General features: G+C 69.1%; 22 protein-coding genes and 2 pseudogenes. 11 read left to right on the top strand and 13 right to left on the bottom strand.

All coding sequences use genetic code 11. From position 1 onward, the window contains the following. Positions 1 to 119 precede the first annotated feature (119 nt). On the top strand, positions 120 to 1,283 hold the full coding sequence (locus tag FPZ41_RS07160; protein ID WP_152860244.1) for a serine hydrolase domain-containing protein: 1,164 nt from the start codon (positions 120 to 122) through the stop codon (positions 1,281 to 1,283). Positions 1,284 to 1,426: 143 nt separating this feature from the next. On the opposite strand, the gene FPZ41_RS07165 is transcribed toward FPZ41_RS07160, so the two are convergent. Both FPZ41_RS07165 and FPZ41_RS07170 read right to left on the bottom strand, forming a co-directional pair. Continuing rightward, positions 1,427 to 1,990: a snapalysin family zinc-dependent metalloprotease gene (locus FPZ41_RS07165; RefSeq protein WP_152860246.1), complete on the bottom strand. Its 564-nt coding sequence runs from the start codon at positions 1,988 to 1,990 to the stop codon at positions 1,427 to 1,429. Between the two features lie 156 nt (positions 1,991 to 2,146). Further along, positions 2,147 to 2,518 (bottom strand): ArsR/SmtB family transcription factor, encoded by a 372-nt coding sequence (locus FPZ41_RS07170; RefSeq protein ID WP_152860248.1) that lies wholly within the window; start codon positions 2,516 to 2,518, stop codon positions 2,147 to 2,149. A gap of 274 nt (positions 2,519 to 2,792) precedes the next feature. Between FPZ41_RS07170 and FPZ41_RS07175 the strand changes: the two genes are divergently transcribed. The 8 genes and pseudogenes from FPZ41_RS07175 to FPZ41_RS07210 all read left to right on the top strand — a co-directional run bounded on the left by FPZ41_RS07175 (position 2,793) and on the right by FPZ41_RS07210 (position 8,086). Then, on the top strand, positions 2,793 to 4,043 hold the full coding sequence (locus tag FPZ41_RS07175; RefSeq protein WP_152860250.1) for a sodium:proton exchanger: 1,251 nt from the start codon (positions 2,793 to 2,795) through the stop codon (positions 4,041 to 4,043). Positions 4,044 to 4,157: 114 nt separating this feature from the next. Next, a complete protein-coding gene (locus FPZ41_RS07180) occupies positions 4,158 to 4,865 on the top strand; it encodes an inorganic diphosphatase (protein WP_322619914.1) in 708 nt (235 codons plus the stop codon). Positions 4,866 to 5,013: 148 nt separating this feature from the next. Continuing rightward, complete coding sequence (locus FPZ41_RS07185) at positions 5,014 to 5,718, top strand: ThuA domain-containing protein (protein WP_152860332.1); 705 nt, start codon at positions 5,014 to 5,016, stop codon at positions 5,716 to 5,718. Positions 5,719 to 5,737: 19 nt separating this feature from the next. After that, positions 5,738 to 6,034 carry a hypothetical protein gene (locus FPZ41_RS07190; protein ID WP_322619915.1) on the top strand — a complete coding sequence of 99 codons (297 nt, stop codon included), beginning with the start codon at positions 5,738 to 5,740 and terminating at the stop codon, positions 6,032 to 6,034. A 185-nt stretch (positions 6,035 to 6,219) separates the two neighbouring features. Then, positions 6,220 to 6,441, top strand: a complete 222-nt coding sequence (locus FPZ41_RS07195; protein WP_152860252.1) for a hypothetical protein — start codon at positions 6,220 to 6,222, stop codon at positions 6,439 to 6,441. 250 nt (positions 6,442 to 6,691) lie between these two features. Beyond that, the gene (locus FPZ41_RS07200) at positions 6,692 to 7,276 is read left to right on the top strand and encodes a short chain dehydrogenase (RefSeq protein ID WP_152860336.1); all 585 of its coding nucleotides are present in this window, start codon (positions 6,692 to 6,694) and stop codon (positions 7,274 to 7,276) included. A gap of 98 nt (positions 7,277 to 7,374) precedes the next feature. Continuing rightward, positions 7,375 to 7,548 (top strand): annotated as a pseudogene (locus tag FPZ41_RS07205) (ThuA domain-containing protein); the annotation flags it as partial. 79 nt (positions 7,549 to 7,627) lie between these two features. Then, positions 7,628 to 8,086, top strand: coding sequence for a PPOX class F420-dependent oxidoreductase (locus FPZ41_RS07210; protein WP_152860254.1), 459 nt, complete (start codon positions 7,628 to 7,630; stop codon positions 8,084 to 8,086). A 22-nt stretch (positions 8,087 to 8,108) separates the two neighbouring features. Here the strand turns inward: FPZ41_RS07210 and FPZ41_RS47990 are convergent, their stop codons facing one another. Together FPZ41_RS47990 and FPZ41_RS47995 are read right to left on the bottom strand one after the other, a co-directional pair. Next, positions 8,109 to 8,258, bottom strand: a complete 150-nt coding sequence (locus FPZ41_RS47990; RefSeq protein WP_228022553.1) for a hypothetical protein — start codon at positions 8,256 to 8,258, stop codon at positions 8,109 to 8,111. Beyond that, positions 8,255 to 8,545: a transposase gene (locus FPZ41_RS47995; RefSeq protein WP_265584198.1), complete on the bottom strand. Its 291-nt coding sequence runs from the start codon at positions 8,543 to 8,545 to the stop codon at positions 8,255 to 8,257. Before FPZ41_RS47995 ends, FPZ41_RS47990 begins: the two co-directional genes overlap by 4 nt. 37 nt (positions 8,546 to 8,582) lie before the next feature. Here FPZ41_RS47995 and FPZ41_RS07220 point away from each other — a divergent pair. Beyond that, positions 8,583 to 8,738, top strand: a pseudogene (locus FPZ41_RS07220) (transposase); the annotation flags it as partial. A gap of 2 nt (positions 8,739 to 8,740) precedes the next feature. Here FPZ41_RS07220 and FPZ41_RS07225 read toward each other — a convergent pair. Further along, complete coding sequence (locus FPZ41_RS07225; protein ID WP_228022556.1) at positions 8,741 to 9,409, bottom strand: hypothetical protein; 669 nt, start codon at positions 9,407 to 9,409, stop codon at positions 8,741 to 8,743. A 691-nt stretch (positions 9,410 to 10,100) separates the two neighbouring features. On the opposite strand from FPZ41_RS07225, the gene FPZ41_RS46930 reads away from it, so the two are divergent. Then, complete coding sequence (locus tag FPZ41_RS46930; RefSeq protein ID WP_194236018.1) at positions 10,101 to 12,392, top strand: protein kinase domain-containing protein; 2,292 nt, start codon at positions 10,101 to 10,103, stop codon at positions 12,390 to 12,392. 269 nt (positions 12,393 to 12,661) lie between these two features. Here FPZ41_RS46930 and FPZ41_RS07240 read toward each other — a convergent pair whose 3' ends face one another. The 8 genes from FPZ41_RS07240 to FPZ41_RS07275 form a co-directional block, all read right to left on the bottom strand. Further along, complete coding sequence (locus tag FPZ41_RS07240; RefSeq protein WP_228022558.1) at positions 12,662 to 14,851, bottom strand: sulfatase; 2,190 nt, start codon at positions 14,849 to 14,851, stop codon at positions 12,662 to 12,664. A 167-nt stretch (positions 14,852 to 15,018) separates the two neighbouring features. Next, positions 15,019 to 16,143, bottom strand: a complete 1,125-nt coding sequence (locus FPZ41_RS07245; protein ID WP_152860260.1) for a LacI family DNA-binding transcriptional regulator — start codon at positions 16,141 to 16,143, stop codon at positions 15,019 to 15,021. A gap of 241 nt (positions 16,144 to 16,384) precedes the next feature. Then, entirely contained in the window at positions 16,385 to 18,088 is a 1,704-nt protein-coding gene (locus FPZ41_RS07250; protein ID WP_152860262.1) for a family 43 glycosylhydrolase, read from the bottom strand. An 11-nt stretch (positions 18,089 to 18,099) separates the two neighbouring features. Next, positions 18,100 to 19,005 (bottom strand): carbohydrate ABC transporter permease, encoded by a 906-nt coding sequence (locus tag FPZ41_RS07255; RefSeq protein ID WP_152860264.1) that lies wholly within the window; start codon positions 19,003 to 19,005, stop codon positions 18,100 to 18,102. A 116-nt stretch (positions 19,006 to 19,121) separates the two neighbouring features. Beyond that, positions 19,122 to 20,006 carry a carbohydrate ABC transporter permease gene (locus FPZ41_RS07260; protein ID WP_152860266.1) on the bottom strand — a complete coding sequence of 295 codons (885 nt, stop codon included), beginning with the start codon at positions 20,004 to 20,006 and terminating at the stop codon, positions 19,122 to 19,124. A gap of 10 nt (positions 20,007 to 20,016) precedes the next feature. Continuing rightward, positions 20,017 to 21,363 (bottom strand): extracellular solute-binding protein, encoded by a 1,347-nt coding sequence (locus tag FPZ41_RS07265; RefSeq protein WP_152860268.1) that lies wholly within the window; start codon positions 21,361 to 21,363, stop codon positions 20,017 to 20,019. Positions 21,364 to 21,741: 378 nt separating this feature from the next. After that, complete coding sequence (locus FPZ41_RS07270; protein ID WP_322619917.1) at positions 21,742 to 22,830, bottom strand: LacI family DNA-binding transcriptional regulator; 1,089 nt, start codon at positions 22,828 to 22,830, stop codon at positions 21,742 to 21,744. A gap of 141 nt (positions 22,831 to 22,971) precedes the next feature. Next, positions 22,972 to 23,985: a hydroxyacid dehydrogenase gene (locus FPZ41_RS07275; protein WP_152860270.1), complete on the bottom strand. Its 1,014-nt coding sequence runs from the start codon at positions 23,983 to 23,985 to the stop codon at positions 22,972 to 22,974. Positions 23,986 to 24,452: the final 467 nt, after the last annotated feature.

Raw genomic sequence — 24,452 nt, forward strand, 5'->3', positions numbered from 1 at the left:
GGCCGGGCGGGCCGACCGATGATTTCGTGCCGTTTCGGGAGTCGTACTTCTGACAGCCGCTCGAATGGACGGATACGGGCGGATACGGATCGAGCGGGACCGAAGGGCTCAGGGGACCGATGACCAACCTGCACGACAACCTGCACCGCTTCCTGAAGAAACACGTCAGCGACGGATCAGCGCCGGGAGCGGTGGCCCTGGTGGCGCGCGGCGACCGGACCGAGGTGGAGGCGGTCGGGGTCGCCGATGTCGAGGGCACCGCCCTGATGGCGCGGGACTCGATCTTCCGTATCGCGTCGATCACCAAACCTGTCGTCGCCGCCGCGGTCATGATGCTTGTGGAGGACGGCCGGATGACGCTGGACGACCCGGTCGCGCGATGGCTGCCGGAGCTCGCGGCACCGGTCGTTGTCCGCACGCCGGCCGGTCCGGTCGACGACGTGGTCCCGGCGGCCCGGCAGATCACCGTCGCCGACCTGCTGACCTTCCGAGCGGGATACGGTTTCTCGTCCGACTTCTCACTGCCCGCGTTGCAGCCACTGTTCAGCGAGCTGAAACAGGCGCCGCCGCAGCCACAGGCCGTCGCGGCGCCGGACGAGTGGATGGCGAAGCTGTCGCGCATTCCGCTGCTGCACCAGCCGGGCGACGCGTGGCTGTACAACACCTGCTCCGACATCCAGGGCGTGCTGATCGCCAGGGTGTCGGGGCGCCCGCTGCCCGAGTTCCTGGCTGAGCGGCTGTTCGAGCCGCTTGGCATGGTCGACACCGGGTTCGAGGTACCGGCCGGGAAGCTGGACCGGTTCACCAGCTACTACCGAACCGATCCGCCGGGCGCGTTCCAACTGGTCGACGCCCCTGACGGGCAGTGGGCCCATATGCCGGCGTTTCCGTCCGGCGCGGGCGGGCTGGTGTCGACCGTCGACGACTGGTACGCGTTCGCGCGGATGCTGCTCGCCCAGGGCAGCGCCGCCGGGCGCCGTCTGCTGTCGCCCGCCTCGGTGGAGATGATGACCACCGACCATCTGACCCGGGCTCAGCGCGAGGCGGGCAGGCTGTTCCTGGAGGGGCAGGGCTGGGGTTTCGGCGGTTCGGTCGACATCGAGGCCGTCGATCCCTGGAACGTCCCGGGACGCTACGGCTGGGTCGGTGGCACAGGAACGGCGGCGCACATCACCCCGTCCACCGGCACGGTGTCCATCCTGCTCACCCAGGTCGCGATGACCGGCCCGACCCCACCGGCCCTGATGCGGGGGTTCTGGCGGTACGCGGACGGAGCGGCGTGAGCCGCCGTACGTGCTCGGCTCTCGGTGTACGCCGAAGGGGGGACTGCGGTAGGAGGCCCGCGGTAGGAGCCCGATGCGCGAACGCCCGCCTCAGGGGCGCAGGCGGGCGTTCGGTCTTCCTCATGTGTGGTGCGCGGTAGGCGTCAGTCCACGATCACCTCTGGAAGGGCCGCCGGGGCCCGGCCGACGAGCGCGCCGCCGAAGTTCCCCTCGACCTCTGCCTTTTCCGCCGCGTTCGGATAGGGGTTCGTGCACGTGGTGCCCGCGCTGGAACCGGACATCAGGCTTGTGCACGGTCCGGGCTTGCGGTCGGGGAGGCCCAGGATGTGCCCGAGTTCGTGGGACGAGATACGAATCGTGTTGTGCCCCTCGTCGACGGCCTGGCGTCCGATATAGACGGTTCCGTTGCCGAGGGTGGTGGGCAGTGCGCGCGGCCAGCCGTCGTCCGCGAGGACCCGTATGTTCGCGCGTTGCCCGGCGGCGACCGGCCGCAACTCGACGGCGTCGACACTCTCGTTCCAGATCGCCGCGCCCCGGTCGACGGCGCTCCTGAACTCCGCGGAGCCGCTGGCGTCGTAGGTGAACACACGGGCGGCCAGGGGGGTGTTCGCCGTGTCGGGGGGAGCGGCCACGGCCTGGCCGCTCGTCAGGGACAGGGACACCACGACAGCGGCTGCCAGGCCGCCGGTCAGCGTGCGGACGTACATGATCGACCTCCTTGTGGGGGAAGGGTAGTCGTGCTCATGACATTCTGGATCACTGCCCGGTGGGAGTGGTGGTGAATCCGTCAATCCGAGGTGGTTGCGGCCGTCCGGCCGGATGCCGCTCCGGCACTCACTGTCGCCTTTGCGGAGGGCGCCGTGTCACAGGGGCGGGTCGGGCGCGAGGGTGCCGTCCGGGGCGATGTGGTCGAAGATCTGGGCAATCAGCGTGAGGACGTGCGGGTCCTCGACGGTGTAGATGTGACGTCGGCCCTCCCGCCGCGCGGTGATCACTCCTGCCAGGCGGAGTTTGCTCAGGTGCTGGCTGGCGGTGGCGATGCTCAGGCCGACGCGCGTGGCGAGGGTGCCGACGTCGTAAGCGCCGTGAGTGATGAGCCATACCAGGTGGAGGCGCGGCGGACTGGCCAGGAGTGCGAAGGTTTCGGCCGCGGCGGCGAGTTGCGCTCCGGTCGGCTCGGAGTGTCGGCCGGGCAGGGGTTCAGGTGCGGCGTCGGGGGCGGGAAGGTTCGGCATGGTGACTCGTATTCTCTCTTTCTCCCTCGCCCGGGGTGCCCCTCCGGGTCTCATTTCGTTAATTGCGAAAGTATCGAATCCGTGTGATGATGGCGGCGTTCCGAAGGGGAGTAGTCCGCAAGTCCACCGGTCGACATACTGAGAACCCCAGCGTTCTCCGTCGGTGGGGCCCGCGCGCGGCGTGGGTGGGCGAGACCTTCGGCCAGTTGCTGTCTGCCTGGCCGAGACCCCTTCATCTCCGGACGAGGCAGGCCGCCGTTCGGAAGGAACGTCCATGCATGCGAAGCTGCTGCGCCCCCTGGCGCTGTGCGGCACGCTGACACTGCCCGCGCTGATCATGCGGTTCTCCGGTGTGTCCCCGGATCCTGTGGTGGGGCTGCTGCTGTTCGGTACGGCCGTCGTGGCCGCCTCGTTCGTGCTGGCCTGGGCCGCGGAGGCCGCGCAGGTCGACATCTCCGGCGGCCTGGCGATCGCGATCCTCGCGGTGATCGCCGTGCTGCCGGAGTACGCCATCGACCTCTACTTCGCCTACACCGCGGGCAGCAACCCGGACTATGTCGCGTACGCCGCGGCGAACATGACGGGCTCCAACCGTCTGCTGCTCGGTCTGGGCTGGTCGCTGGTCGTGCTCGTCGCCTTGGCAGTCGCCAGGCGCCGCACCGGCAAGACGGTCCGTGAGCTGACGCTGGAATCCGACTACAGGGTGGAACTCGGCTTCCTGGCCATCGCGTCGCTCGTCGCCTTCGTCATTCCGATGACCGGGCAGATCTCTCTGCTGCTGGGATTCGCACTGCTGGGCTTCTTCGGCTTCTATCTGTGGAAGGTCGCCCACAGTGAGGTCGAGGAGCCCGATCTGGTAGGGCCCGCGGCCGTCATCGGTGAGCTTCCCGCACGCACCCGCCGGACCCTCGTAGTGGGACTGTTCCTCTTCGCCGCCGCGGTGATTCTGGCCTGTGCGGAACCCTTCGCCCACAATCTCATCGCGACCGGGACCCGGTTGGGCATCGACGAGTTCCTGCTCGTGCAGTGGCTCGCACCGCTGGCCTCGGAGTCCCCCGAGTTCATCGTGGCGATTCTGTTCGCCGTGCGCGGCAACGGCGCCGCCGCGATCGGCACCCTGATCTCCAGCAAGGTCAACCAGTGGACCATGCTCGTCGGCAGCCTGCCTGTCGCCTACCTCCTCGGCGGAGGCGGCACGGCACTTCAGCTCGACGGACGCCAGGTGGAGGAATTCCTCCTCACCGCGACACAGACTCTGCTGGGGGTTGCGGCACTGCTCGCCCTGCGGTTCCCCCGCTGGGCGGCCTGGACGCTGCTGGGGCTGTTCGCCGTCCAGTTCGTTCTGCCCGGCCAACAGGCCCGCTACGTGCTGTGCGGCGTCTACGCGGCGATCGCCCTGGCCGCGTTCATCCGCAACCGCCGGCACATCCTGCCCACCCTGGCCGCCCCCTTCCGCGCCACACCACAAGGGGATGGCGACCAGCCACCCCGGGAGGTGACCGAACATGCCGGCGCGGCGCGTTAGCGCTGCGACGGGGAGGCGAGTTGCTGCGGGCAACTGTCATCGCATGGACGGTGATCGTTCACCACACCATGCGATGTTCCTGGATTGTCAACCATGCCGACTTAAGGACTTGTTGTGCGTAAAGCCTTTTCCCGTCCCGCAGCCCTGATCGCAGCGCCGGCAGCCGTAGCCGTCGCCCTGGGCGTGGTGGCCGTGACCGGTGCGACGGCCTCGTCGGGAGCCGCGTCGGCGGCCACGAAGGTCACGTGCTGGCCGTCGGCCGAGGGCGGGTACGTACATCCGCTGGCCTACCCGCAGCCCGCGGCCAAGGACATCCGCAAGGAGGGCTTCAACGTCGTCGTCGAAATACCCCAGGACAGCATCACCAAGTACGAGATCGATCCGGCCACCGGCCAGCTCGTCGCGGACCGCTTCATGTCGATGCCCGTGTCCTACCCCGCCAACTACGGTTCGCTGCCGCAGTCGGTGGGCGGCGACGGAGACCCGCTCGACGGGCTGGTCCTGACCCGCGAGCCCATGACACCGGGTTCGGTGATCAACGTACGGCCCATCGGCGTGCTGCGCATGGTCGACGGCGGTGAGGCCGACGAGAAGATCGTCTCCGTCCCGGTCGACGGCGTGGACCCCACCTACGCGGACATCAAGAACATCAAGGACCTGCCGAGCGCCGAACAGCAGCGCATCGAGGCGTTCTTCCGCGTCTACAAGCAGCTGCCCGAGGGCGGCAAGAAGGTCGAGCTGAACGGGTACGGCGACGCCGCCGAGGCGAGCCGCCTCGTACAGGACAGCGTGCGCAGCTACCAGTCCGAGTGCGCCGGCTGACAACTGGTGCTGGCCCCGCCCGCAGCCTGACGAGGGCAGCGGGCGGGCGTCGGCCGGGCGCCTGACTCAGCGTTCGTGCGGTCTTCGAAATTTTCGGTCCTTGGGGGTGGCAGGAGCACCGGAATAGGCTCTGCCCATGTCAGCGACCATGTCGGCCCGCATCCTGGTCTACACCCGCACGACCGCCTACCGGCACGACTCCATCCCGGCCGGCGTGGCCGCCGTAGGTGCTCTCGGCTTCGACGTCGACGCCACCGAGGACCCGGCCGCGCTGGAGGAGTTGGAGGGGCCCCTCGACCCGTACGCGGCCGTCGTCTTCCTCTCCACCAGTGGTGAGGTGCTGACCGATGAGGGGCGCGCACGGCTCTCGGCGTACGTCGAAGGGGGCGGTGGCTTCGTCGGGGTGCACGCGGCCGCCTGCACCGAGTACGACTGGCCGTACTACGGCGAGTTGCTCGGCGCGCGGTTCGCACGCCACCCCGAGTACCAGCCGGGCAAGGCCGTGATCGAGGACCGGGAACATCCCGCGACCCGGCACCTGCCCGCCGTATGGGAGTTCACCGACGAGTGGTACGACTTCCGGGCCAACCCACGCGGCGCGGTGCGTGTGCTGGCCCGCGCCGACGAGTCTTCGTACGACGGCGGTGGGATGGGCGCCGACCACCCGCTGGTCTGGTGCCGCGAGCAGGGCGCGGGCCGGGTCTTCTACACCGCCCTCGGACACGCCTCGGAGGCGTACGACGACCCGGACTTCCGCGCTCATCTGCTCGGCGGGATCAGCTGGGCGGCCCGTCTGTCCCAGGAGGGCCTGTCGCCGAACGTGGGCCGGTCGGCTCTCGTGAACGGACCTTGAGCAGATTGCGAGCCGCACCGTGATACGCGACCTTTACAACGTCCGGTTGCGGCCGGCGGAGGGCGCCGGTACACCACTGACCGACGAGGAAGAGCGGCGCTTCCGGTCTGTGTTGTTCAGCGAACTCGGCAACGAGATCGCTGACCAAGGCTGGGCGCGTTTCCCTGCGTACACGCGGGAAGACCGCCGTCGGCTGGTCGATGTCGCGCACCGCCTCACCGCCTACTGGGGGCAGCAGGTGCTCGTTGAAGCTGAGGACCAGTGCCGCTTGAGGCTCTGTCTCGCTGGATACGAAGTGCAGCCGCAACGCTCCTGAGTTCGTCCGTGCGTCCGGCTGCTGCTGCCCGAGTCGTTGCAGGGCCGGGGCCGTCCGTCCACCTTCCCCCGAACGCGGCACCCGGCATGCGCGCCCGCGGTCACGGGGGAACAGTGGAACGGACAGAGCCGGTCACAGGCCGGTTGCGGCGTCGTACGGGCGCCACACGAACCCTGGAGGGACCCATGCCCGTTCAGAGCAACCTCGACAAGGTCCTGGACAAGAAGTACGAGAACCTCTCACTCAACGAGGTCCTCGAAGCGCCGGTGGCCGCGCTGCAGGGACTGACGGACGCCCACGGTGAGGCGCTGTCCGCGTTGAGGATCAAAACCGTCGGTGACCTCGGCCGGAACAAGTACATCCGCCGGGCCGTCGCCCTGGCCGACCTCCAGGACCGCTCCAGCTGAACCGCATCCGGGCCCGGCGCCGTGTGACCGTATCCAGTGAGCCGCCCCCCTCAAGACCTGCCCGGCCCGTCTGTCCGACGACCTCCCGCCGCCGCGGCCCATGCCGCCACTGCGGCACCGGCCTGCCCCCGCCGAAGTGAGCTGTGAGGGTAGTCGTGCTCATGACATTGCTTTCGGTCGGTTCGGAGCGTCGGCGCCATGCCGAACCTTCCACCCCGGAAGGGGCGCCACCACTGACATGATCAGTGACATGAAAGTACTTGTGATCGGGGCGACGGGAACGGTCGGCAGTGCTGTCGCCGGCGCGTTGGAGGCTTCTCATCAGATCGTGAAGGCTTCGCGTAGAGGCCCGGTGACGGTGGATCTGGAAGATCCTGCCTCCCTGGATGCGCTCTTCGGCGAGGTGACGGACCTGGACGCGGTGGTGTGCTGTGCCGCCAATGGCCCGCTGGTGGACCTGGCGTCAGCGACGGATGACGAGATCACCGGCGGACTGCGGGGCAAGCTCTTGGGACAGGTCGCGCTGGCCCGGCGAGCCGTACGTCATCTCCGGGACGGCGGTTGCGTCACCCTGACCGGAGGCACCTTCTCCGCTCCGCTCGCGGGCGGCTCGCTGGGGGCCCTCATCAACTCTGGTCTGGAGGGCTTCGTCCGCAACGCGGCTGATGAGCTGCCGCGGGGTCTGCGTATCAACCTCATCAGTCCTGGGTGGATCAAGGAGACCCTGGAAAGCATGGGGGCGGACTCAACCGACGGTACTCCCGTCCGCGAGGTGGCCCGTGCGTATGTGGAGGCCGTGGAAGGCACTGCGCAGGGCCAGACCATACGTCCGTAACTGCCGGAGCTGCCCGTTGCCTTCGACGTAGACGCGACAGAGGACCTGGCCGCGTTGGAGGAGTTGGAGGGGCCCCTTGACCCGTACGCTGCTGTCGTGGCGAGTTGCTCGGTGCGCGGTTCCCGCGCCACCCCGAGCATCAGCCGGGCAAGGCCGTGATCGAGGATCGCGCCGCGCTCGGACACGCCTCGGAGGCGTACGACGACGCGGACTTCCGCGCCCACCTGCTCGGCGGGATCAACTGGGCGGCGCGCCTTGACGACAGGACCTAGGGCGTGATGTGGAAGTGGGCGTTGGGCTCATGGTGTGCATGAAAGAAATTGCTGGGCCGCCAAGGACGTTGACCATGTCATGACTCAAGGACCAGCGCCTCGCCCACTGTCCGAGGAAGCCATCTCCCACCTGCTGGGCAAGCATCAGTTCGGCACGCTCGCCACCGTCAAGCGCAGTGGGCACCCCCACCTGACCACCATGCTGTACAGCTGGGATTCCGGAGCCCGCATGGTGCGGTTCTCGACGACGGCCGACCGGGTCAAGGTCGGGCATCTGCGGCGTAACCCGCGCGCGGCGCTGCATGTGCAGGGCGGCGACGTGTGGTCGTTCGCGGTCGCCGAAGGCGAGGCCGAGGTTTCCGAGATCACGACGGTTCGCGGCGACGCGGTGGGGCGGGAACTGCTCGGCATGATCCCGAAGGCCGCGAAGCCCGAGGACGAAGAGGCTTTCCTGGAGCAACTGGTCGCCGAGCGCCGGGTGGTCATCCGGTTGAAGGTGGACCGGCTGTACGGCACAGCGCTCGACATCGACGGCTAGCAGCATGTCGGATCCGTGCTGGTCACAGCCACTCGTTGAGGGCTGCGACCAGCACGGTCGCCTCACAGCGGTCGGCGAGCTTGTCATACCTCGTGGCCACGACCGGGTGGCGCTTGAGACGGTTGATCCCGCACCCGACGGCGTGGCGCTCGCGGTAGTCGGTCGAGATCATGACCGGCCGGCTCGACGGCGATGCCGCCGGGTCGCTCCTTCTGCAGGCCCCCCTTTTTTTTGGAGGCCCCGGCCGCATGGTGGTGGGCCCGGCAGACGGTGGAGTCGACGTTGACCTCCCGGGTGATGAGGCCCCTTCGCGTCCGCCTGGGTCTGAAGCCGGGTGACGATCCTGGCCCAGGTACCGTCGCGCTGCCGGCGCCGGAACAGGTCGTAGATCCGATCCCACGGCCCATACCGCTCCGGCACATCACGCCAGGGAGCACCGGTCCGGGTCCGCCACCGCATGCCGTCTATCAATTGCCGCCGCGTCCACACCGCAGCCTTCCCGGAACGGCACTGGAAGAATGCTCAGTCGACCAACCCGCTGGAGCGGGTCAACCGCGAGATCAAGCGTCGCGTCGACGTTGTCCAGGACTTCCCCAACGACGACGCCCTCCTACGGCTGGTCACTGCCGTGCTCTTCGAGATGCACGATGAGAGTCATTGATCGCCGTCCTGGTTGGAGCTCTCGTAGGCCATGAACCAGTGGATGTCGAAGTAGCGAGCGGTCGAGTAAGGATGCAGCGGGTCGGTGAGCAGACGGTGGATGAACGCCGCGGTCGAGCCGTCGAAGCGGTCCCAATTGGTGTAGGCGTCGTCTGTGACGAGGATGGGCCACCGGTTGGGGTCAGCGTCCTCCGTGAGCCAATAGAAGGAGGTCCTCTGTTCGGTGCTCGCCCACTGCAGCAACCCACCGGGGGCCGGATACAGCCCGTACGGTTCCCACGGGCCGTCGCCGTCAGTTGCGGCGGTCCGCGCCCAGAACTCGTTGAACTCGACGATGTCGAGACTCCCGGGCGGCCCGCCGGCGAGCAGGAGTTGGAGGTAGTCGTCGAATGCTCCATACCCGAACAGCTCGACCAGCCTCTTGTAGTCACCGGGCAGGGCTGTTCCGAGCCGGGTCTCGACCGCAGTCCAGTCGACCACGTCGACCCGGTCTCGCGACCATCCGGTGACGGCGACGACAGCGTCCACCCAGGATGCGTCCTCCGGCAGCTCGTCCGGTTTCCACGTGGCCCTCTCGGCGACGAGCACAACAGGCCTCACATCGCTGTCGGTCCGTACCGCCCCGCAGCCGATCCATCGGTCGGCGTAGGTCCACGCGCGCATCTCAACGAGTCGATTCCCGAAGGGGGCGAGGAGCGGTTCTCCGGTGCGTTCGGTCAAGGTCGGATCGGCATTCCCGCCTTTGGCAAGGTTGCGTGGCAGCCCGTACCAGTCGCTGAGTACCTGACCGAAGGCGGGCGGGTCGATGCCTTCATCCAGCGTCAGGCATATGTGCCCTGTTCCATGACCGGCCTGGTTGCACACCAGGTTTCGTCGGCCCCGTGCAACCAGGGCATGAACAACCGCGAGCAACTCCTGTTCGTCCATGACCAGGCAGTCAAGCACGGGCCAGTGACACTGCCCGCCGGGCCGCGTCCGCCGGCCTGGAGGCGACCAGTTGGGTCGGACGGCTCCCCACGTGCGGTCACCCGGGGCAGATGACTGGGGCGACCGAGCGGTGCCGTTTGAGGCGATTGATGCCGCACTCCACCGCGTGGCGTTCTTTGTAGTCGGCCGGGTCGAACTTCAGCGGACGGTCCCCGCGAGAACCGCGCTTCTTGCGGTTGGCGATCTGATCGCGCCGGGCGCGCGGGTGGAGCCGAGCCGCGCAGACTCCGCGAGGGAATGTGTCTCGCCTGAGCCGCGTCAGCCGACCATGTCGAAGCAGGCCCGGGCCCGGGTGAAGCGGCCGTCGGCACGGTCTACGATCAACGCTGCCGAGTGAAAACCGCATGCCACCGGGGGACTTGGGGCTATGGACGACCGGGATCTGATACTCGCTGACCGCTACCGCCTGGTGCGCCCGCTGGGGCGCGGCGGGATGGGGGAGGTGTGGGAGGCACAGGACGGAAGTCTGCGGCGGCCGGTCGCGGTCAAGGTGATCTCGGTCCTTGCGGGTGGCGGCAGTCGGGCCGACGAGGCGCGCGCCCGGTTTCTGCGGGAGGCGCGGATCACCGCCGCGCTTCAGCATCCCCATATCGTGACCGTCCACGACCTCGGTGAGGCAACCACCGGCCAGGGCACGACGCCGTTCCTCGTGATGGAACTGCTCCGGGGCGAGGGCCTGGACGCCGTTGTCCGGCGCGGACCTGTCGGCGAGGAGGAGGTGGCGCGGTGGGGGGCGCAGGTGTGCGACGCGCTGGGTGAGGCGCATGCCGCCGGCATCCTCCACCGCGACATCAAGCCCGCAAATCTGTTCGTCACGGCCTCGGGCAGCCTGAAGGTGCTCGACTTCGGGATCGCCCGCGCCGCCGACCCCTCGGCCACCGGTGACCGGCTGACCCACACCGGGTTCATGGTGGGCACGGCCGCGTACATGGCACCGGAGCAGGCACGCGGGCGCCCCGAGCAGCGCAGCGACCTGTACTCCCTCGGGTGCGTGCTGTTCGAACTGCTCACCGGGCGGCTGCCGTTCGACTCCCCGGACACCCTCGGGTATGTCACGGCGCACCTTCACGATCCGCCCCCCGCGCCGAGCAGCCTCGTGCCCGGCGTCTCCGCTCCGTGGGACCGTCTGGTCGGTCGGCTGCTGGCCAAGGACCCGCGCGAGCGATACGAATCGGCCGCCATGCTCGCCGACGAGCTGCGGAGCTTCGGTGGTGAGCGGCAGGCCGTACCCGCGGCCCGTCGCTACACCCCCACCGTCGTCGACAGGGAGGAGCAAGGGGCGAGCTCACCGCCTCCGGCTGCCTCCGTGTCCGACGATCTCGCGGCGGCAGCTACGGTTCAGTCGCCCGCCGGGCCGTCCGGTGGTACAGGCATGAGCCGGCGCAGCCTGCTCCTGAGGGGCGCGGGCGTCGCCGCGGTCGCGGTCGCCGGAGGGGCGGCGGCGATGTACCTGACCGGCGCCCCTGAGCGGGACCCGGTCGCCTGGTCGCAGAAGATCGCAGACGTCGACTTGTTCAACTCCGACGGTCCGGACGTCGTCCTGGCCGACGGCCGGTGCCATGTGGCCGCCGGTCACTACTGGAAGGAGACCGCCGCGCTCCACACCTTCGACCTGGCCAGCGGTGAGCGTCTGTGGAAGGCGTCCCTCGACGTGGCCTGGTCCCGGGATACACGCTTCGCGGTCGTCGGCGGCACGGTACTCGCCCTGACCCAGGACTCCGAGGACAAAGGCGGACTGGTGCACGCCTTCGACGCTGCCACCGGCGAGCGCCGGTGGCAGCGGTCGGTCTCCTACGGCGCCTCCATGTCGCTGGATGTGCACCGGCCCAGCGGCCTGCTGATCACCGTAGAGGACGGTTACGTGACCGGAGTCGACCCGCGCACCGGCACCTCGCGATGGGGGTTCGACGCATCCTCCCCCTACCAATCCACACCGATCCTGGCCGGCGACCTGATCCTCTGCAGCGGCGGAACCGCAGTACTCGGCAAGACGGGCAAGGAGCTGTGGACACGCTCCGGCTTCCAGCCGCAGGGCGACCTGGCGCAGCCCCTGGGTGAGGGCCTGCTCTGCTACGAGGACGGCAGGACAGCCCCCGTCGACCTCGTCTGCCGCAAGGCGGACACAGGTGAGGTGATGTGGCGGAGCCCGTTTCAGAAGACCAAACCGGACACCCTCGTCGTCGGAGCCTTCCAGCCGCTCGACGAGCTGGTGTCGGGCACCACAGTGTTCCTTCCGCTGCCCGCGGGGTCCCGCCGGAAACCGGCCGCACTGAACGGACTCACCGGCGAGCAGACCTGGACCTACGGCAGTTCGTACCAAGAGGTTGACCTGAAGGAACAGGCGACGATCAGCGTGGCGGGCGGGTTCGTCCTGTCCACGGGATCGGGACCGGTGTGCCTGGCCGCCGACGACGGCACAAAACGGTGGCAAGCGGATACTCAGAGAGTGGAGACCACCGGCAAATACGCCCTGCTCTCCGGGACAGAGCAGGCACGAGTTTTCCAGCGCTGGACCAGCGCGCGGATCGTCGGAGTGGAGCACGGCCGCACGCTCTGGACAGGCCAGTTCGACAGCCCGGCCATCAGCGCGCCTGCCGCGAGCGGCGACTCGATCGTGATCCTCGACGGCAGCGGCACACTGTGGGCGATGCGCGTGTGACCTTCTGGGGCTGGCGGGAGAGGGGCCACTGCCGCTGGCTGACCTGTGTGTTCGGGCCGGGGTGGGTGCCACGCATCCCGAATCCGGGGCCGCGGCGTGTCCAACGTGCACCCGGCGGACGCGGTCCTTTCACCGCCCAGGGGGCCGGCACACGCTGGATGTCTCCGCGCATGCGCACCAGAACACGGCCGTGCACAGCCAATCGCCGGCAGCCCGATACCCCGGACCCGTGACGGGACCGCACCCGCACCGGACTTCGGCAGCTCCGCTCAGGAGGTCGTCCCGCCACCCTGCGGGCCGAACGCCGTCATGAAGCGATCGCGGAACTTGTCCATCCGCCATTCCGGGGCGTTGTCGCCGGGCTTGAGCCCGTCCGTCCAGCCCCAGTCGGAGATCTTGTCCAGCACCTTCGGGTCCTGCGCGACGATCGAGACAGGCACGTCGTAGTTCGGGTTCTCGCCGGTGACCGTCTTGTTGGGCTGGTGGTCGCCGAGGAAGACCAGAACGGTGTCCTTCGAGCCGTACTTCGCGACGTAGTCGACGAGGCTGGTCACCGAGTACTCGATGGACTTGCGGTACTCGTCGCGGACGTTCAAGGGGTCCTTCCAGACCTCCGTGGGGTCCTTGCCCTCCTTCTTCTGGAGGGAGTGGTAGACGGAGCCGTCGCCGACCTGGTCCTCGGGGATCGTCCTCGGGATGGGCGCCCAGGGGTTGTGGCTGGAGGTCAGGATGATCTCCGCCATCATCGGCTTCCGGTCCTTCTTTCCGTGCTCCAGCTCCTCGAAGGCCTTCAGGGTGTACTGGTCGGGCATGGTGGACCAGCTGAACTTCGGGCCCTTGTAGCCGAGTTCGTCGGAGTCGTAGATGTGGTCCAGGCCGAAGTACTTGCCCTCCGGCCACGCCTTCTGGGTGCCCGGCACGATACCGACCGTGCGCCATGCACCGGTGCGGCGGAAGGCCTCGGTGAGGGTGAGGCGGTCGCCCGAGACGAGGTTGCGGTAGCGCTGCTGGTTCTTGATCCACAGACCGGACAGGAACGTGGAGTGGCCCAGCCAGCTGCCGGCGCCCGTGATGGGGGAGCGCAGCCAGCCACTGCGGGACGCGTATCCGGCGTCCGTCAGCTCCTTCGTCTTCTGCTCCAGCGTCTTGCCCAGCGGCTCGCCCATCTGCGGGTCGTCGATCGCGGAGCGGCCGTAGCTCTCGATGAACGTGATCAGGACGTCCTTGCCGCGCAGGCCGGTCAGCAACTGGTCCGGCGGGACATCGGCGAAGGCGTCGTCGTCCGCCTGCTTCTGGAACGCCTTGCCGTCCCGCAGTCCCGAACGCACCGCCTCGACGCGGTTCTCGACGAGCGTGGCCGCGCTGTGGGAGGCGACCGGCACACCGGAGAACTCCAGCGTCAGCGTGGAGCAGGTGATCCAGGCCGTGCCGAGGACGAGCAGCGTACGGCCCGTGGTGTGACGGTTGCTCACCATGAGCCGGGTCAGCCGGAGCATGGACAGCACCAGGAGGACGACAAAGGTGGCCACGAGCACGATCAGCCCGATCGTCGCCGCGAGTGCGCCGCTCTCGCCGGCCAGGTCCTTCACGAACGACTGGGCGTCGTCCAGCAGGATCCAGTCCAGCACCAGGTCGAAGGGCCGGTCCAGGGTCCAGTAGAAGCCCATGTCGAGAAGTTTGAGGATGGTCAGCAGGCCGAGGCCCGCGCCCATGACCACCGCCATCAACTTCCGTGTCCTCGGCGGCAGGAGGAGCAACAGCCCGGCGCCGAGAATCCCCTCCGCCGGGATGCGGACGAACCTCGCCGGTTCGAACTTCGTGATGTCGTTCGGCACGATCAACGCGAACAGCACGAGCACGAGGGCGAGTCCGGTGACGGTCCAGGCCAGGGCGCGGGCCAGGCCGGGGCGTCGTTCGCGCCAGCCGTGGGGGGTGGGAGGTTCGGCGGACTGATCGAGGGTGCCGGACTGTTCGGGGGTGCGGGTCTGTTCGGGGGTGCTGGACTCTTCAGGGGTGCCGCCGTCGGCGGCGGTCTGCTGCTGGGTGGTGCTTGCGTCTGTCTCCTTGGCCGCGGCGACGTCGGCCTCATCGGTGACGCCCGTGCTCGGCTCGCGCGAGACCGCGGTGCCCTTGTCGTCCGTGTCACTCGTTTTCGTCTCGGCCGTCTTCGGGTCGCTCGTCTTCGCCTCGGCCGTCTTCGCCTCGGCCGTCTTCGCCTCGGCCGTCTTTGCTTCGGCCGTCTTTGCTTCGGTTGTCTTGGGGGCGCTCGGTTTCGTCTCGACCGACTCGGCCGTCAACGCGGCTTTCTCGTCAGCCGGTTCGGCCTTGCCGTCCGCCCGTGGCTCCTCCGAGGTGTCCCCGCCATCCACGGCTGCGGTGTCGTCGTCGGGTGATCGCTCCGGAACAGCGGCCGCCTCGTGGTCCGTTGCCGGAAGCTGCGGAGTGGGTGTGTGCGACAACCCGGAGGTCCTTCCATGGAAAACCGTGCGGTGGTACGACGGACCGGCCCGAAGGCGGGGACCGCCACTCACGGTACGGGCCGGCGACGCCTTCCGTTCACCGGGGTGCCATTCCCTTGTCCGGGAGGGACGAGAGCCGAGTCACCGCGAGGCCGCTCGGCGGCGCCTCACCCCCGCGGCGCCCCCGTACTCGCCCGCTCCACCAGCCGCGTCGACAACTCCGTGCGCGTGCCCTCGGGTTGTTCGCCCGCCATCAGCCGCACCAGCAGGCGCAGTGCCGTCGCCGCCATCTCCGACAGCGGCTGGCGGACCGTGGTGAGGCCGGGGGAGGCCCAGCGGGCCTCCGGCAGGTCGTCGAAGCCGACCACGCTCATGTCGTCCGGTACGCGGAGCCCCCGCTCGGCCAGCGCCCGGTACACCCCGAAGGCCATCTGGTCGGAGCACACGAACACGGCGGTCGGCGGTTCGGGGAGATCGAGGAGCTCCAGCATGCGGCGGTAGGCGGAGGTTTCGTCGAAGTTGCCGTGCCGGACGTACTCGGGGCGGTGCCGGATCCCGGCCGACGCGAGCGCCGAGCGGTAGCCCGCGATCCGCGCGCTGCTGCACATTTTGCGCCGGTACCCGCCGACGCACGCGATCCGCTCGTGGCCCAGCGCGAGCAGGTGCTCGGCGGCGCTGACCCCGCCCTGCCAGTTGGCGGCGCCCACCGACACGACGCCCGGCGGGGGTTCGACGGCGGGGTCGATCATCACGAACGGGATGCGGTGCTGGTCCAGCCAGGTGTACTGGGACGGGGTCAGCTCGGCCAGGTTGAGGAGGACCCCGGACGAACCGCGTGCGGTCAGCTTGTCGAGCCAGGCCCGCTCGGGGTGCCCGCCCCGGGTCCGGCTCAGCGAGGCCGACACCACGACCTCCAGGCCCGCGTTGTGCGCCGCCTCCTCCACCCCGTGCAGCACCGCGCCCGACCAGGAACTGTCCAGCGAGTGCACCACCAGGTCGACCAGGCCAGGTGCCTTCGCCGCCTCGACGCGGGGTCTGCGGACGTAGCCGAGCCGCTCCAGTGCCTCGGTCACCCGCCGCCGGGTCTCCGGCGCCACGTCCTCCCTCCCGTTGACCACCTTGGACGCGGTCGGCACCGACACCCCGGCCTCGCGCGCCACCACCGCCAGCGTCGGCCCCGTCGTCGCGCCGCCACCTGCCGTACGGGCGCCCGCACTTCCCGTGCGGGCCGCACCTCCCTCGCGGGACGTGCCCCCGGCAGGTACCACGGCCCCGCTTCCGGAACGGACCATCGAAGACCACCTCTCCGGCCCGCCCGAGGGCCATCGAAAGTTGGACCAGCGCTGTTTTCCGCCGTGATCGAAAACGGCCCGACAGAAAGCGCTTCCTACCCTAGATGTGCCACAAGGCGACGTGAAGACACCGGGAATCACGGCATCACGCGGGTCCTGAACTTTCGAAACGTCGAACAGTGAGGAGTTCGACGAGTACGAGGAGGATGAGTACGAGGAGCTTGACGAGTGCGAGGACTCCTCAGTCCGGCACACACGTCAGCCGGAAGCCGCTGAAGTCGGCGGTGAAGGACGCGTCGACGAGATCCCGTGCGTGGATGCCCGCCATCGCGCCGGTGAAGCGCAGCCGGGACCCGTAGTCGTCCGAGAGGCGACTGAAGTCCAGCGGCGGGCCGACCGGCACGCGCACCCCGTCCCCGTCCGCGTCCCGGTCCGGGTCCCGGACGAACCAGAAGCGGGCCTCGGCCCCCTCGACCGTCACTCCGAGCGTGACCGGCGTCCGAGCGTCGACCTCGACGACGGCCGCCTGCCGCGCCCCCTCCTCGTCGCGCTCCACGAGACTCAGCACCGTATGCCCGCCGCCCCGCCACTGCTGGCCGCGCTGTGCCTCCCCCTCGGGCTCCGCCCAGGTCAGGTCCAGGCTCAGATAGGACTTGGCGCAGTACCACAGCACCAGCCCCGCCGCCTGAGTGAAGGTGCGCGGCCGGGCCTCCACCGTGACCTGCGCCTTTGCGCGGTGTTCGGTGATCCGTTGGGCGAGCAGGCTCTGTGCCCACCGGGACTCCGGCCCGTGCCGGCCGCGCAGCCGGATCCAGCCGGGGCGGGTGGTGGTGTCGGCCCAGGAGGCGTCGGCGTACGAGCGCAGGGTGCTCCACGGCCACGCCAGGACCTCGGACGGTTCAGACGGTTCGGGGACGTACGGCTCGTGCGCCTCTTCGGGGGCCGGGACCCCGCCTCCGAGCCCGACCCCTTCCCTGCATCCGCCCCTGCCCCCGACCTCGACCTTGACCGCCGGGTGCCATCCCCCATGACCCAGCCTCGGCCAGCCGTCGGCGTCCCAGACCACCGTCTGGATCGCCGTCTCCCGACCGAGCGTGCAGCGCGGTCCGTGCGGTGTCCGCAGCGGACGCGCCGTCAGATGGCTGAGGACCCAGCCGCCGTCCGGCGTCTCGACCAGTTCCGCGTGCCCGGCCTTCTGCAAGGGCACCGACGGGTCGTCCCGGGAGGTCAGCAGGGGCCGGCTGTCCAGCTCGTACGGGCCGGTGAGGGTGCGGCTGCGCGCCACCCGCACGCCGTGCTCGAAGCCGGTGCCACCCTCCGCGAGCGCAAGGTGGTACCAGCCGCCGTGCCGCAGCAGCTTGGGGCCTTCGACGAGCCGTTCGTGCTGGAGCAGCAGGTGCGTGTCGCCGACGCGGCTCAGCGTCTCGCGGTTCAGTTCGGTCATGACGATCCCGGCGAAGCGCTGCCCGCCGGGGCGGTGGTCGCTCTGCATGTTGAGCAGCCACAGCCGTCCGTCCTCGTGGAACAGCGCGGGATCGAAGCCGTGGCTCGCGACCCTGCGCGGAGCCGTCCACTTCCCGGCCACGTGACTGGCCGTACTGACGTACGTGTCCAGGTCGAAGTACGGCGTGCCGACCGAGCGTACGACGGAGTAGACCACCCAGAACCGTTCGCCGTCCCAGCTCAGGGAGGGCGCCCAGACGCCGCCCGAGTCGGGCACCCCGGCGAGCGAGTCCCCGGGGACCGCGCCCCGGACGTGGCCCGCGTACTCCCAGTGGGCCAGATCACGGGAGCGGTGGACCGGGATCGTCGGGTACCACTCGAACGAACTCGTCGCCACGTAGTACCAGTCGCCCACCCGGACCATCGACGGGTCCGGGGCGAAGCCTCGGATGACGGGGTTGCGCAGCACGCGGGGCGTCACTGGAGACGTCACCTGAGACATTCCTTGAGACATCACTTGAGGGCTCCCAGCGTGACGCCGGTCCGCCAGTAGCGGCGCATCGCGACCATCATGATCGCCATGGGGATGATGGAGAGCAGGGCGCCGGTCAGGACCAGGCTGGTCACGTCGATGCCCGACTCCAGGCGTTTGCCGGACCAGTTGTACAGACCCAGGTTGAGCGTCCAGTTCTCCTCGCCCCGCAGCACGGTCAGCGGGAGGAAGAACGCGTTCCAGGTGTTGACGAAGGCGAGCAGGAACACCGTCGCGCCGCCCGTGGTCATCATCCGCAGCACGATGCTGAAGAAGATCCTGAGCTCCCCGGCGCCGTCGATCCGGGCCGCCTCCAGCAGCTCGAACGGGATCGTCGCCTCCGTGTAGACCTTGGCCAGATACACACTGAACGGGTTGATCAGGCAGGGGATCAGCATCGCCCAGGGGGTGTCGACCAGACCGATCGCCGAGAACAGCAGGTACAGCGGCAGGGTGAGCAGTGCGATCGGGATGAGGAAGGAGCCCACCACGGCCGCGAACACCACGCTCCGGCCGGGGAAGTCGAACCGGGCCAGCCCGTAGCCCGTGGCGAGGGCGATGAGAGTGCCGCCGAGAGAGCCGACGCCCGCGTACAGGAACGAGTTGGCGGTCCAGCGCAGGAAGATGCCGTCCTCGTACGTGAACACCTGGTGCAGGTTGTCCCACAGGTGCATGCCGGAGAACCACAGCCCGTTGCTCTGGTACAGCCCCACGCGGTCCTTGGTCGAGGCGACGATCAGCCACCACACGGGGAACAGGCTGTAGGCGCCGGCCAGGGCCAGACCGACGAGGAGGAAGCGCTGGCCGCCCCGGGAGCGCGCGGCCGGGTCCGGACGCGTGAGCCGCCGGAGGGTACGCCCGCGGGACTGCGCGGCGGTGCTTCCCATGCCGTTTTCCGCACCGCTTTCCGCACTGTTTTCCGCACCGCTTTCGGCACTGTTCTCCGCGCCGTTTGCCGCGTCGTTCTCTGTTCCGTTTTCCTTGCGGTTTTCCGTCAGCGCCATCAGTCCGCCTCCCGCGAGGTCAGCCGGTAGAAGAGGAAGGACGCGACGCCGAGGATCAGGGCGAGGAGCACGGACAGGGCTGCGGCGTAGTGGTAGTTGCCGGCGTTGAACGCCTGGTTGTAGATGATCATGATGGGGGTGAAGCTGTCGCTGATGGTCTGCGGGGTCACGTTCCGGAACAGCGCGGGCTCGTTGAAGATCTGCAGCATCTGGATGATCGACAGCAGTGCGGTCAGGACGAGCGCCCCGCGCACGAACGGGACCTTGATGCTCAACGCGATCCGCAGCTCCGACGCGCCGTCCAGCCGCGCGGCCTCGAACTGCTCACGAGGCACGCCCTGGAGCGCCGAGTAGATGATCACCATGTTGTAGCCGATGCCGTGCCAGGTCAGCAGGTTGCCGATGGCCGGCCACACCATCGAGGGGGCGAAGAAGTTCCAGTGGAACCCGAACAGTTCGCCGAGCGGCGTCAGGGGGCCCACCTCGGGGCTGTACAGGTTGACCCACACGATGGCCGCGACCACGCCGGGGATCATGTACGGAATCAGCAGCAGAATCCGGAACCGGCCGGCCACCTTCGAGGTGACCGCGTCGAGGGCGAGCGCCAGCACCAGGCTGACGAGCAGCATGAACGGGATCTGGACACAGGCGAACAGCACCACCCTCAGGATGGAGGTCATGAACGCCGAGTCGGTCAGGCCCTGACCGTAGTTCTCCAGCCCGACGAACTCCCTGGTCGCGCCGCCGAGACCGAGTCCGGACTGCTTCTGCAGGAACATCGACTGGTAGATCGCGTAGCCGATCGGAAGCAGGTAGAGGAAGACGAAGCCGAGCTGGAAAGGCACCGTGAAGGCGGCGCCTTTCCAGCGCTGCGAGTGAATCATGGAGTCCGCCTCAGCCCTTGACGCTGATGCCGCGGCGCTTCAGGTCGTCGACCGTCCACTTCTGCATGTGCGCGAGCAGGTCGGTCACCGTCTGCTTCTTGCTGACAACCGCGGCCCACTGGTCCTGCATCTCCGTGAACATCGCGGTCCAGTTCGGGCCGAAGGTCCAGTCGGTGGTGACGGTGCCCAGGCTGTCCGTGACGATCTTCTTGGCCGGCTCGTAGTTCTTGCCGAGCAGCTTCTCGGAGATCGCCTCGGAGACGTAGGCATCGCTGTCGGCCAGTGCCGGCATCACACCGCTGCCGGTCTCCGGGCTCGCCATGGTCTCGACGGCTCCGCTGTCGGTGGACATCCACAGGGCGGCCTGGGCGGCCTGCTCCTTGTTCTTGCACTGCTCGGACACCAGGGTGAGGTTGCCGCTCTGGTTGGTGCCGGCGGGGGTCTTGGGCGCCTCACCCTTGAAGGCCGGCCAGGGGGACAGCGCCCAGTCGCCGAAGGACTTGGTGAAGTTCTGCACCATGCCGGACATCTGCCAGGTGGAGATCTGCCGGGTGGCGGTGCCACCGTTGTCGTAGTTGCGCTGCACGGCCGCGTAGTCGGCGAAGGAGAGCTTGGAGTTCAGGTCGTCGTCGATGATCTCCTGGATCACCTTCGCGGCCTTGAGGGTGCCCTCGTCCTGGAAGTCCACCTTCCAGGAGCCGCCGTCGATGCTGTACCAGTGCGCCCCGGCCTGCATGGCGAGGATCTCCAGGGTGCTCGGGTCCTCCCCGGCGTAGTTGGTGATCTTGATGCCGTGCTTCTTCAGCACCTTGCCCGCGGCGATGAAGTCGTCCCAGGTCGCGGGCGGCTGAAGGCCGTACTTCTCGAAGATGTCGGTGCGGTAGATCGTGAAGGCGGGCGCCGAGCTGGTGGGGACGCCGTAGACCTTGTCCTGGACCTGGCCGGTGGCCCACGAGCCGGGGTTGAACTTGTCCTTGTCGGCCTCGACGTACGGGGTGATGTCGGCGAGCGCGCCCTGGGCGACCCAGCTCGTCACGTACTCGCCGGTGTTCTGCAGCAGGCAGGGCGCGTTGCCGGCCTTGACCGCGTTGGTCAGCTGCTTCTGCATGGTCAGCTGGTCGGTGACCTTGGTGTACTTCAGCTTGACGTCCTTGTGGCTCGCGTTGAACGCCTTGACGACGGCCTCCTGGCCGTTCGCCCAGCCCCAGAAGTCGAGGGTGACGGGACCGGAGGCCTTGGACCCGGAGTCCGAGGAGTCGGAACCGCCGCAGGCGGAGAGCAGACCTGTCAGTCCTGTCAGTGCGAGGCTCGCGACTGCGGCGCGAGCGAACCTTCTCCGGGGGCTGGTGAAGTTCATCTGACCGTGATCCTTTGGAATTCAGGCGTCTCAGAACGAGAACGGCGGCTCAGTGGTGCCGGCCAGGAACGGCGGCCGCGTTCCGTCGGCTCGCGATTGCGGCGACCGGCCAAGCAGAAGCTGTAGTAAGCGGTTGCAGGGAAGGTAGGCCGAGGCTGGGATGCATAGCAAGAGGCGCGGGCCAATTTGTTACGCCGGTTTGTCCGTCGGGTGAGGGCTGGACGGGGTGCGCCCGAGGCGCCATCCTGGCGGGATTCGTGCAGGTGGAGGGGATTTTGAAGCGTGGGCAGGGGTGGAGGCGGGGGTTGCTGACTGCCTCGTGACGGCGTGGAAAAAGTTCGAGAAACCGTTTACGAAACGATCTCCCAAAACGGTGGGTCAGTCGCGCCGCGCCGGGGGCGCGACCGAGTTCCGCACGACGACATGGGTGCCCAGCACCAGGTGCTCGCCGTCCGTGCCCCTGCGCCGGCCCGGTCCGCCCTCGCGGCGGTCGGCGACGGCCCGCAGCGCGACGCGGCCCATCTCCTCGTACGGCACGTGCACGGTGGTCAGTTGAGGGGTGAGCTGGGAGGCCAGGGGGATGTCGTCGTAGCCGACGATCGAGACGTCCTCGGGCACGCGCAGCCCGGCCGCGCGCAGGGCCTGCATGGCGCCCGCGGCGACCACGTCGGTCCCGGCGAGCACCGCGGTGAAGTCCGCGCCCTCCCGCAGACTCGTCTCTACCGCCTCGTACCCGTGCTCGTAGTCGTACGGCCCGTGGCGCACCATGCCCGGGTCGAAGGGCACGCCGTACGCCTCGAAGGCGCGCCGGGCACCGTTCAACCGGCTGCGGGCGGTGGTGAGTTCGGCGTGCCCCGGCAGCACCAGGATCTTGCGGTGGCCGGCGGACAGCAGGTGGCTGGCCATCGCGTAGGCGCCGCTCTCGTTGTCGTAGTCGACCGTCGTCGCCGGGACGTCGCCCTCCAGGGGCGGCCTGCCGACCAGGACGAGGTGCGAGCCGGCCGCGTCGAGGGAGCGGGCGAAGCGGGCCATGCGCAGCTGGTACTCGTCGTAGTCGTACGCGCCGCCGAGCAGGACCACCGCGGCGACGCCCTGCTGGCGCATCAGGTTCACCAGGGCGAGCTCCCGCTCGGGGTCGTCGCCCGTCGTGCCGACCAGGGACAGCCAGCCGCGCAGCGTGGCCGCGCCCTCGACGCCCTTGGCCACGTGGGCGAAGGCGGCGCCGGTGATGTTGTTGATGAGGATGGCCACCGTCGGTGTGCCGCCGCCCGCGAGCGAGCGGGCGTGGGCGTTGGTGACGTAGTCCAGGTCCCGGACGACCTTCATCACCCGACGGCGCAGCTCGTCCGAGACCGGGTAGTTGCCCGACAGGACGCGGGACACGCTCGCCACGGACACGCCCGCGCGTTCCGCGACGTCGCGGATGGTCGCCCGTCCGGCGTCACTGGGCGCCTTGCGCTGACTCACCGTTGCGGCTCCTTCACCGTAGTGTCCCGTGCACCGGAGAAGCCGGGTTCCCGTCCCCCGCCGGTGGCGAAACCGTATCCCATGGTTACTCCTGGCCGGACGGCTTGTGGAAGCGGCAGGACGCGTCGTGGGCCGTGCGCATCAGGCGACCCTGGCCAGATCCGCGTGCCGTACCTCGTGGGCCAGCGGCAGGCCCGCGGCCAGGTGTTCCAGCTCGTCTACGACGATGCGGCCGAGCCGCTCCAGTTCGTTGCCGAGCGAGCCCGCGATGTGGGGGGTGAGGTACACGTTGGGGAGCCGGTAGAGCGGGGAGGCGGCGGGCAGTGGCTCCGGGTCGGTGACGTCGAGGATCGCGCTGAGCCGGCCCGTGACCAGCTCGTCGGTGAGGGCGCCGTGGTCGACGAGGGCGCCCCGCGAGGTGTTGATCAGCACGCCGCCGTCGCGGATCAGCGCGAGCCGGCCGCGGTCGAGCATGCGCTGGGTCTCGGGGATGTCCGGGGCGTGCAGGCTCACGATGTCGCTGTGGCTCAGCAGGTCCTCCAGCGACACCAGCCGGGCACCGAGCGCGGCGGCCTCGGCGGCGTCCACGTAGGGGTCGTGGAGGAGGACCTCGAAGTCGTACGGGCGCAGCAGTTCGAGGAGACGGCGGCCCACGCGTGAGGCGCCGATGACGCCGACACGGCGGCCGAGGTTGCCGGTCGCCGCGGTCTCGGCGGTGGTCGGATAGGTGTGGGTGGCGCGGTAGCGCTCGCGGTGCGTGAAGGTGTCCTTCCCGGCCAGGAGGATCATGGCGAGCGTGTACTCCGCGACCGGCAGGGCGTTTCCGGTGACCGCGCTGGAGACGGCGACCCCGCGCTTCCACAGGGTGTCGCCGACCAGCGAGCGGACGGAGCCCGCCGCGTGCAGCACGGCGCGCAGTTTCGGTGCCGCGGCCAGGGCGTCCGCGTCGAGGCGCGGGCAGCCCCAGCCGGTGACGAGCACCTCGGCGCGGGCCAGCGCCGGGGCGGCGGCCGGGGCGGTGAAGTCCCGTACGACGAGGGTGGGGTCGATCTCGGCCGTCTGCCGCAGCCGCGCCATGAGGGGCTCGGGGAAGAGCAGGGGGAGGTGCACCGGATCCATGGCGAACACGGCCCTCGGCAGGTGGGCGCTGGGCATGGCTCTCCTGAGGTGGGGAAACATTTTCTGAAAGCGTCTTCTACCGTAAGTCTCGCCCGGTGAGGGGTCAATCAGCGGGAGTGGTGACCGGGGACGGGAAGCGTTTCGCGGCTTGGGGGCTCGTCGGCCGGATGCTGTCGGTGGCCTTGTGTGTCGTGAGCAGGGTTTGAACGCCCCTCATACGACCGTGCGGTCACCCGGACTTTTCGAAAGTCGGCGCAGACCCTTGACGTGCTTTCCGGACGGGCAGAAGCTCTGGCCACTCGGTCTTAGCAACCGGTTCCTACCTGTTACTACCGCCGGGAGCCCCGTGCCCAGCCGCCGCTTCCTCGAAGGAACTGCTCGATGAACGACACCCAGAGCACCACCCTGTCCCGGCGCACCCTCCTCCAGGCCGCGGGCGCCTCCGCCGCCGCGTACTCCCTGGTCGGCGCCACGGCCGGCACCGCGAGAGCCGACGACGCGTC

It is taken from the genome of Streptomyces acidicola (assembly GCF_009377235.1).
In the GTDB taxonomy this organism is placed as follows: Bacteria; Actinomycetota; Actinomycetes; order Streptomycetales; family Streptomycetaceae; genus Streptomyces; species Streptomyces acidicola.

Excerpts from the sequence above, each read along its gene's own strand:
- FPZ41_RS07255 (WP_152860264.1), bottom strand. The coding sequence starts at position 19,005 with ATGGGAAGCACCGCCGCGCAGTCCCGCGGGCGTACCCTCCGGCGGCTC.
- FPZ41_RS46930 (WP_194236018.1), top strand. The coding sequence starts at position 10,101 with ATGGACGACCGGGATCTGATACTCGCTGACCGCTACCGCCTGGTGCGC.
- FPZ41_RS07195 (WP_152860252.1), top strand. The coding sequence starts at position 6,220 with ATGCCCGTTCAGAGCAACCTCGACAAGGTCCTGGACAAGAAGTACGAG.
- FPZ41_RS07165 (WP_152860246.1), bottom strand. The coding sequence starts at position 1,990 with ATGTACGTCCGCACGCTGACCGGCGGCCTGGCAGCCGCTGTCGTGGTG.
- FPZ41_RS07260 (WP_152860266.1), bottom strand. The coding sequence starts at position 20,006 with ATGATTCACTCGCAGCGCTGGAAAGGCGCCGCCTTCACGGTGCCTTTC.
- FPZ41_RS07275 (WP_152860270.1), bottom strand. The coding sequence starts at position 23,985 with ATGCCCAGCGCCCACCTGCCGAGGGCCGTGTTCGCCATGGATCCGGTG.
- FPZ41_RS07200 (WP_152860336.1), top strand. The coding sequence starts at position 6,692 with ATGAAAGTACTTGTGATCGGGGCGACGGGAACGGTCGGCAGTGCTGTC.
- FPZ41_RS07210 (WP_152860254.1), top strand. The coding sequence starts at position 7,628 with ATGACTCAAGGACCAGCGCCTCGCCCACTGTCCGAGGAAGCCATCTCC.
- FPZ41_RS07225 (WP_228022556.1), bottom strand. The coding sequence starts at position 9,409 with ATGCGCGCGTGGACCTACGCCGACCGATGGATCGGCTGCGGGGCGGTA.
- FPZ41_RS07170 (WP_152860248.1), bottom strand. The coding sequence starts at position 2,518 with ATGCCGAACCTTCCCGCCCCCGACGCCGCACCTGAACCCCTGCCCGGC.
- FPZ41_RS07245 (WP_152860260.1), bottom strand. The coding sequence starts at position 16,143 with ATGGTCCGTTCCGGAAGCGGGGCCGTGGTACCTGCCGGGGGCACGTCC.
- FPZ41_RS07160 (WP_152860244.1), top strand. The coding sequence starts at position 120 with ATGACCAACCTGCACGACAACCTGCACCGCTTCCTGAAGAAACACGTC.
- FPZ41_RS07185 (WP_152860332.1), top strand. The coding sequence starts at position 5,014 with ATGTCGGCCCGCATCCTGGTCTACACCCGCACGACCGCCTACCGGCAC.
- FPZ41_RS07175 (WP_152860250.1), top strand. The coding sequence starts at position 2,793 with ATGCATGCGAAGCTGCTGCGCCCCCTGGCGCTGTGCGGCACGCTGACA.
- FPZ41_RS47995 (WP_265584198.1), bottom strand. The coding sequence starts at position 8,545 with ATGCGGTGGCGGACCCGGACCGGTGCTCCCTGGCGTGATGTGCCGGAG.
- FPZ41_RS07265 (WP_152860268.1), bottom strand. The coding sequence starts at position 21,363 with ATGAACTTCACCAGCCCCCGGAGAAGGTTCGCTCGCGCCGCAGTCGCG.
- FPZ41_RS07250 (WP_152860262.1), bottom strand. The coding sequence starts at position 18,088 with ATGTCTCAGGTGACGTCTCCAGTGACGCCCCGCGTGCTGCGCAACCCC.
- FPZ41_RS47990 (WP_228022553.1), bottom strand. The coding sequence starts at position 8,258 with ATGATCTCGACCGACTACCGCGAGCGCCACGCCGTCGGGTGCGGGATC.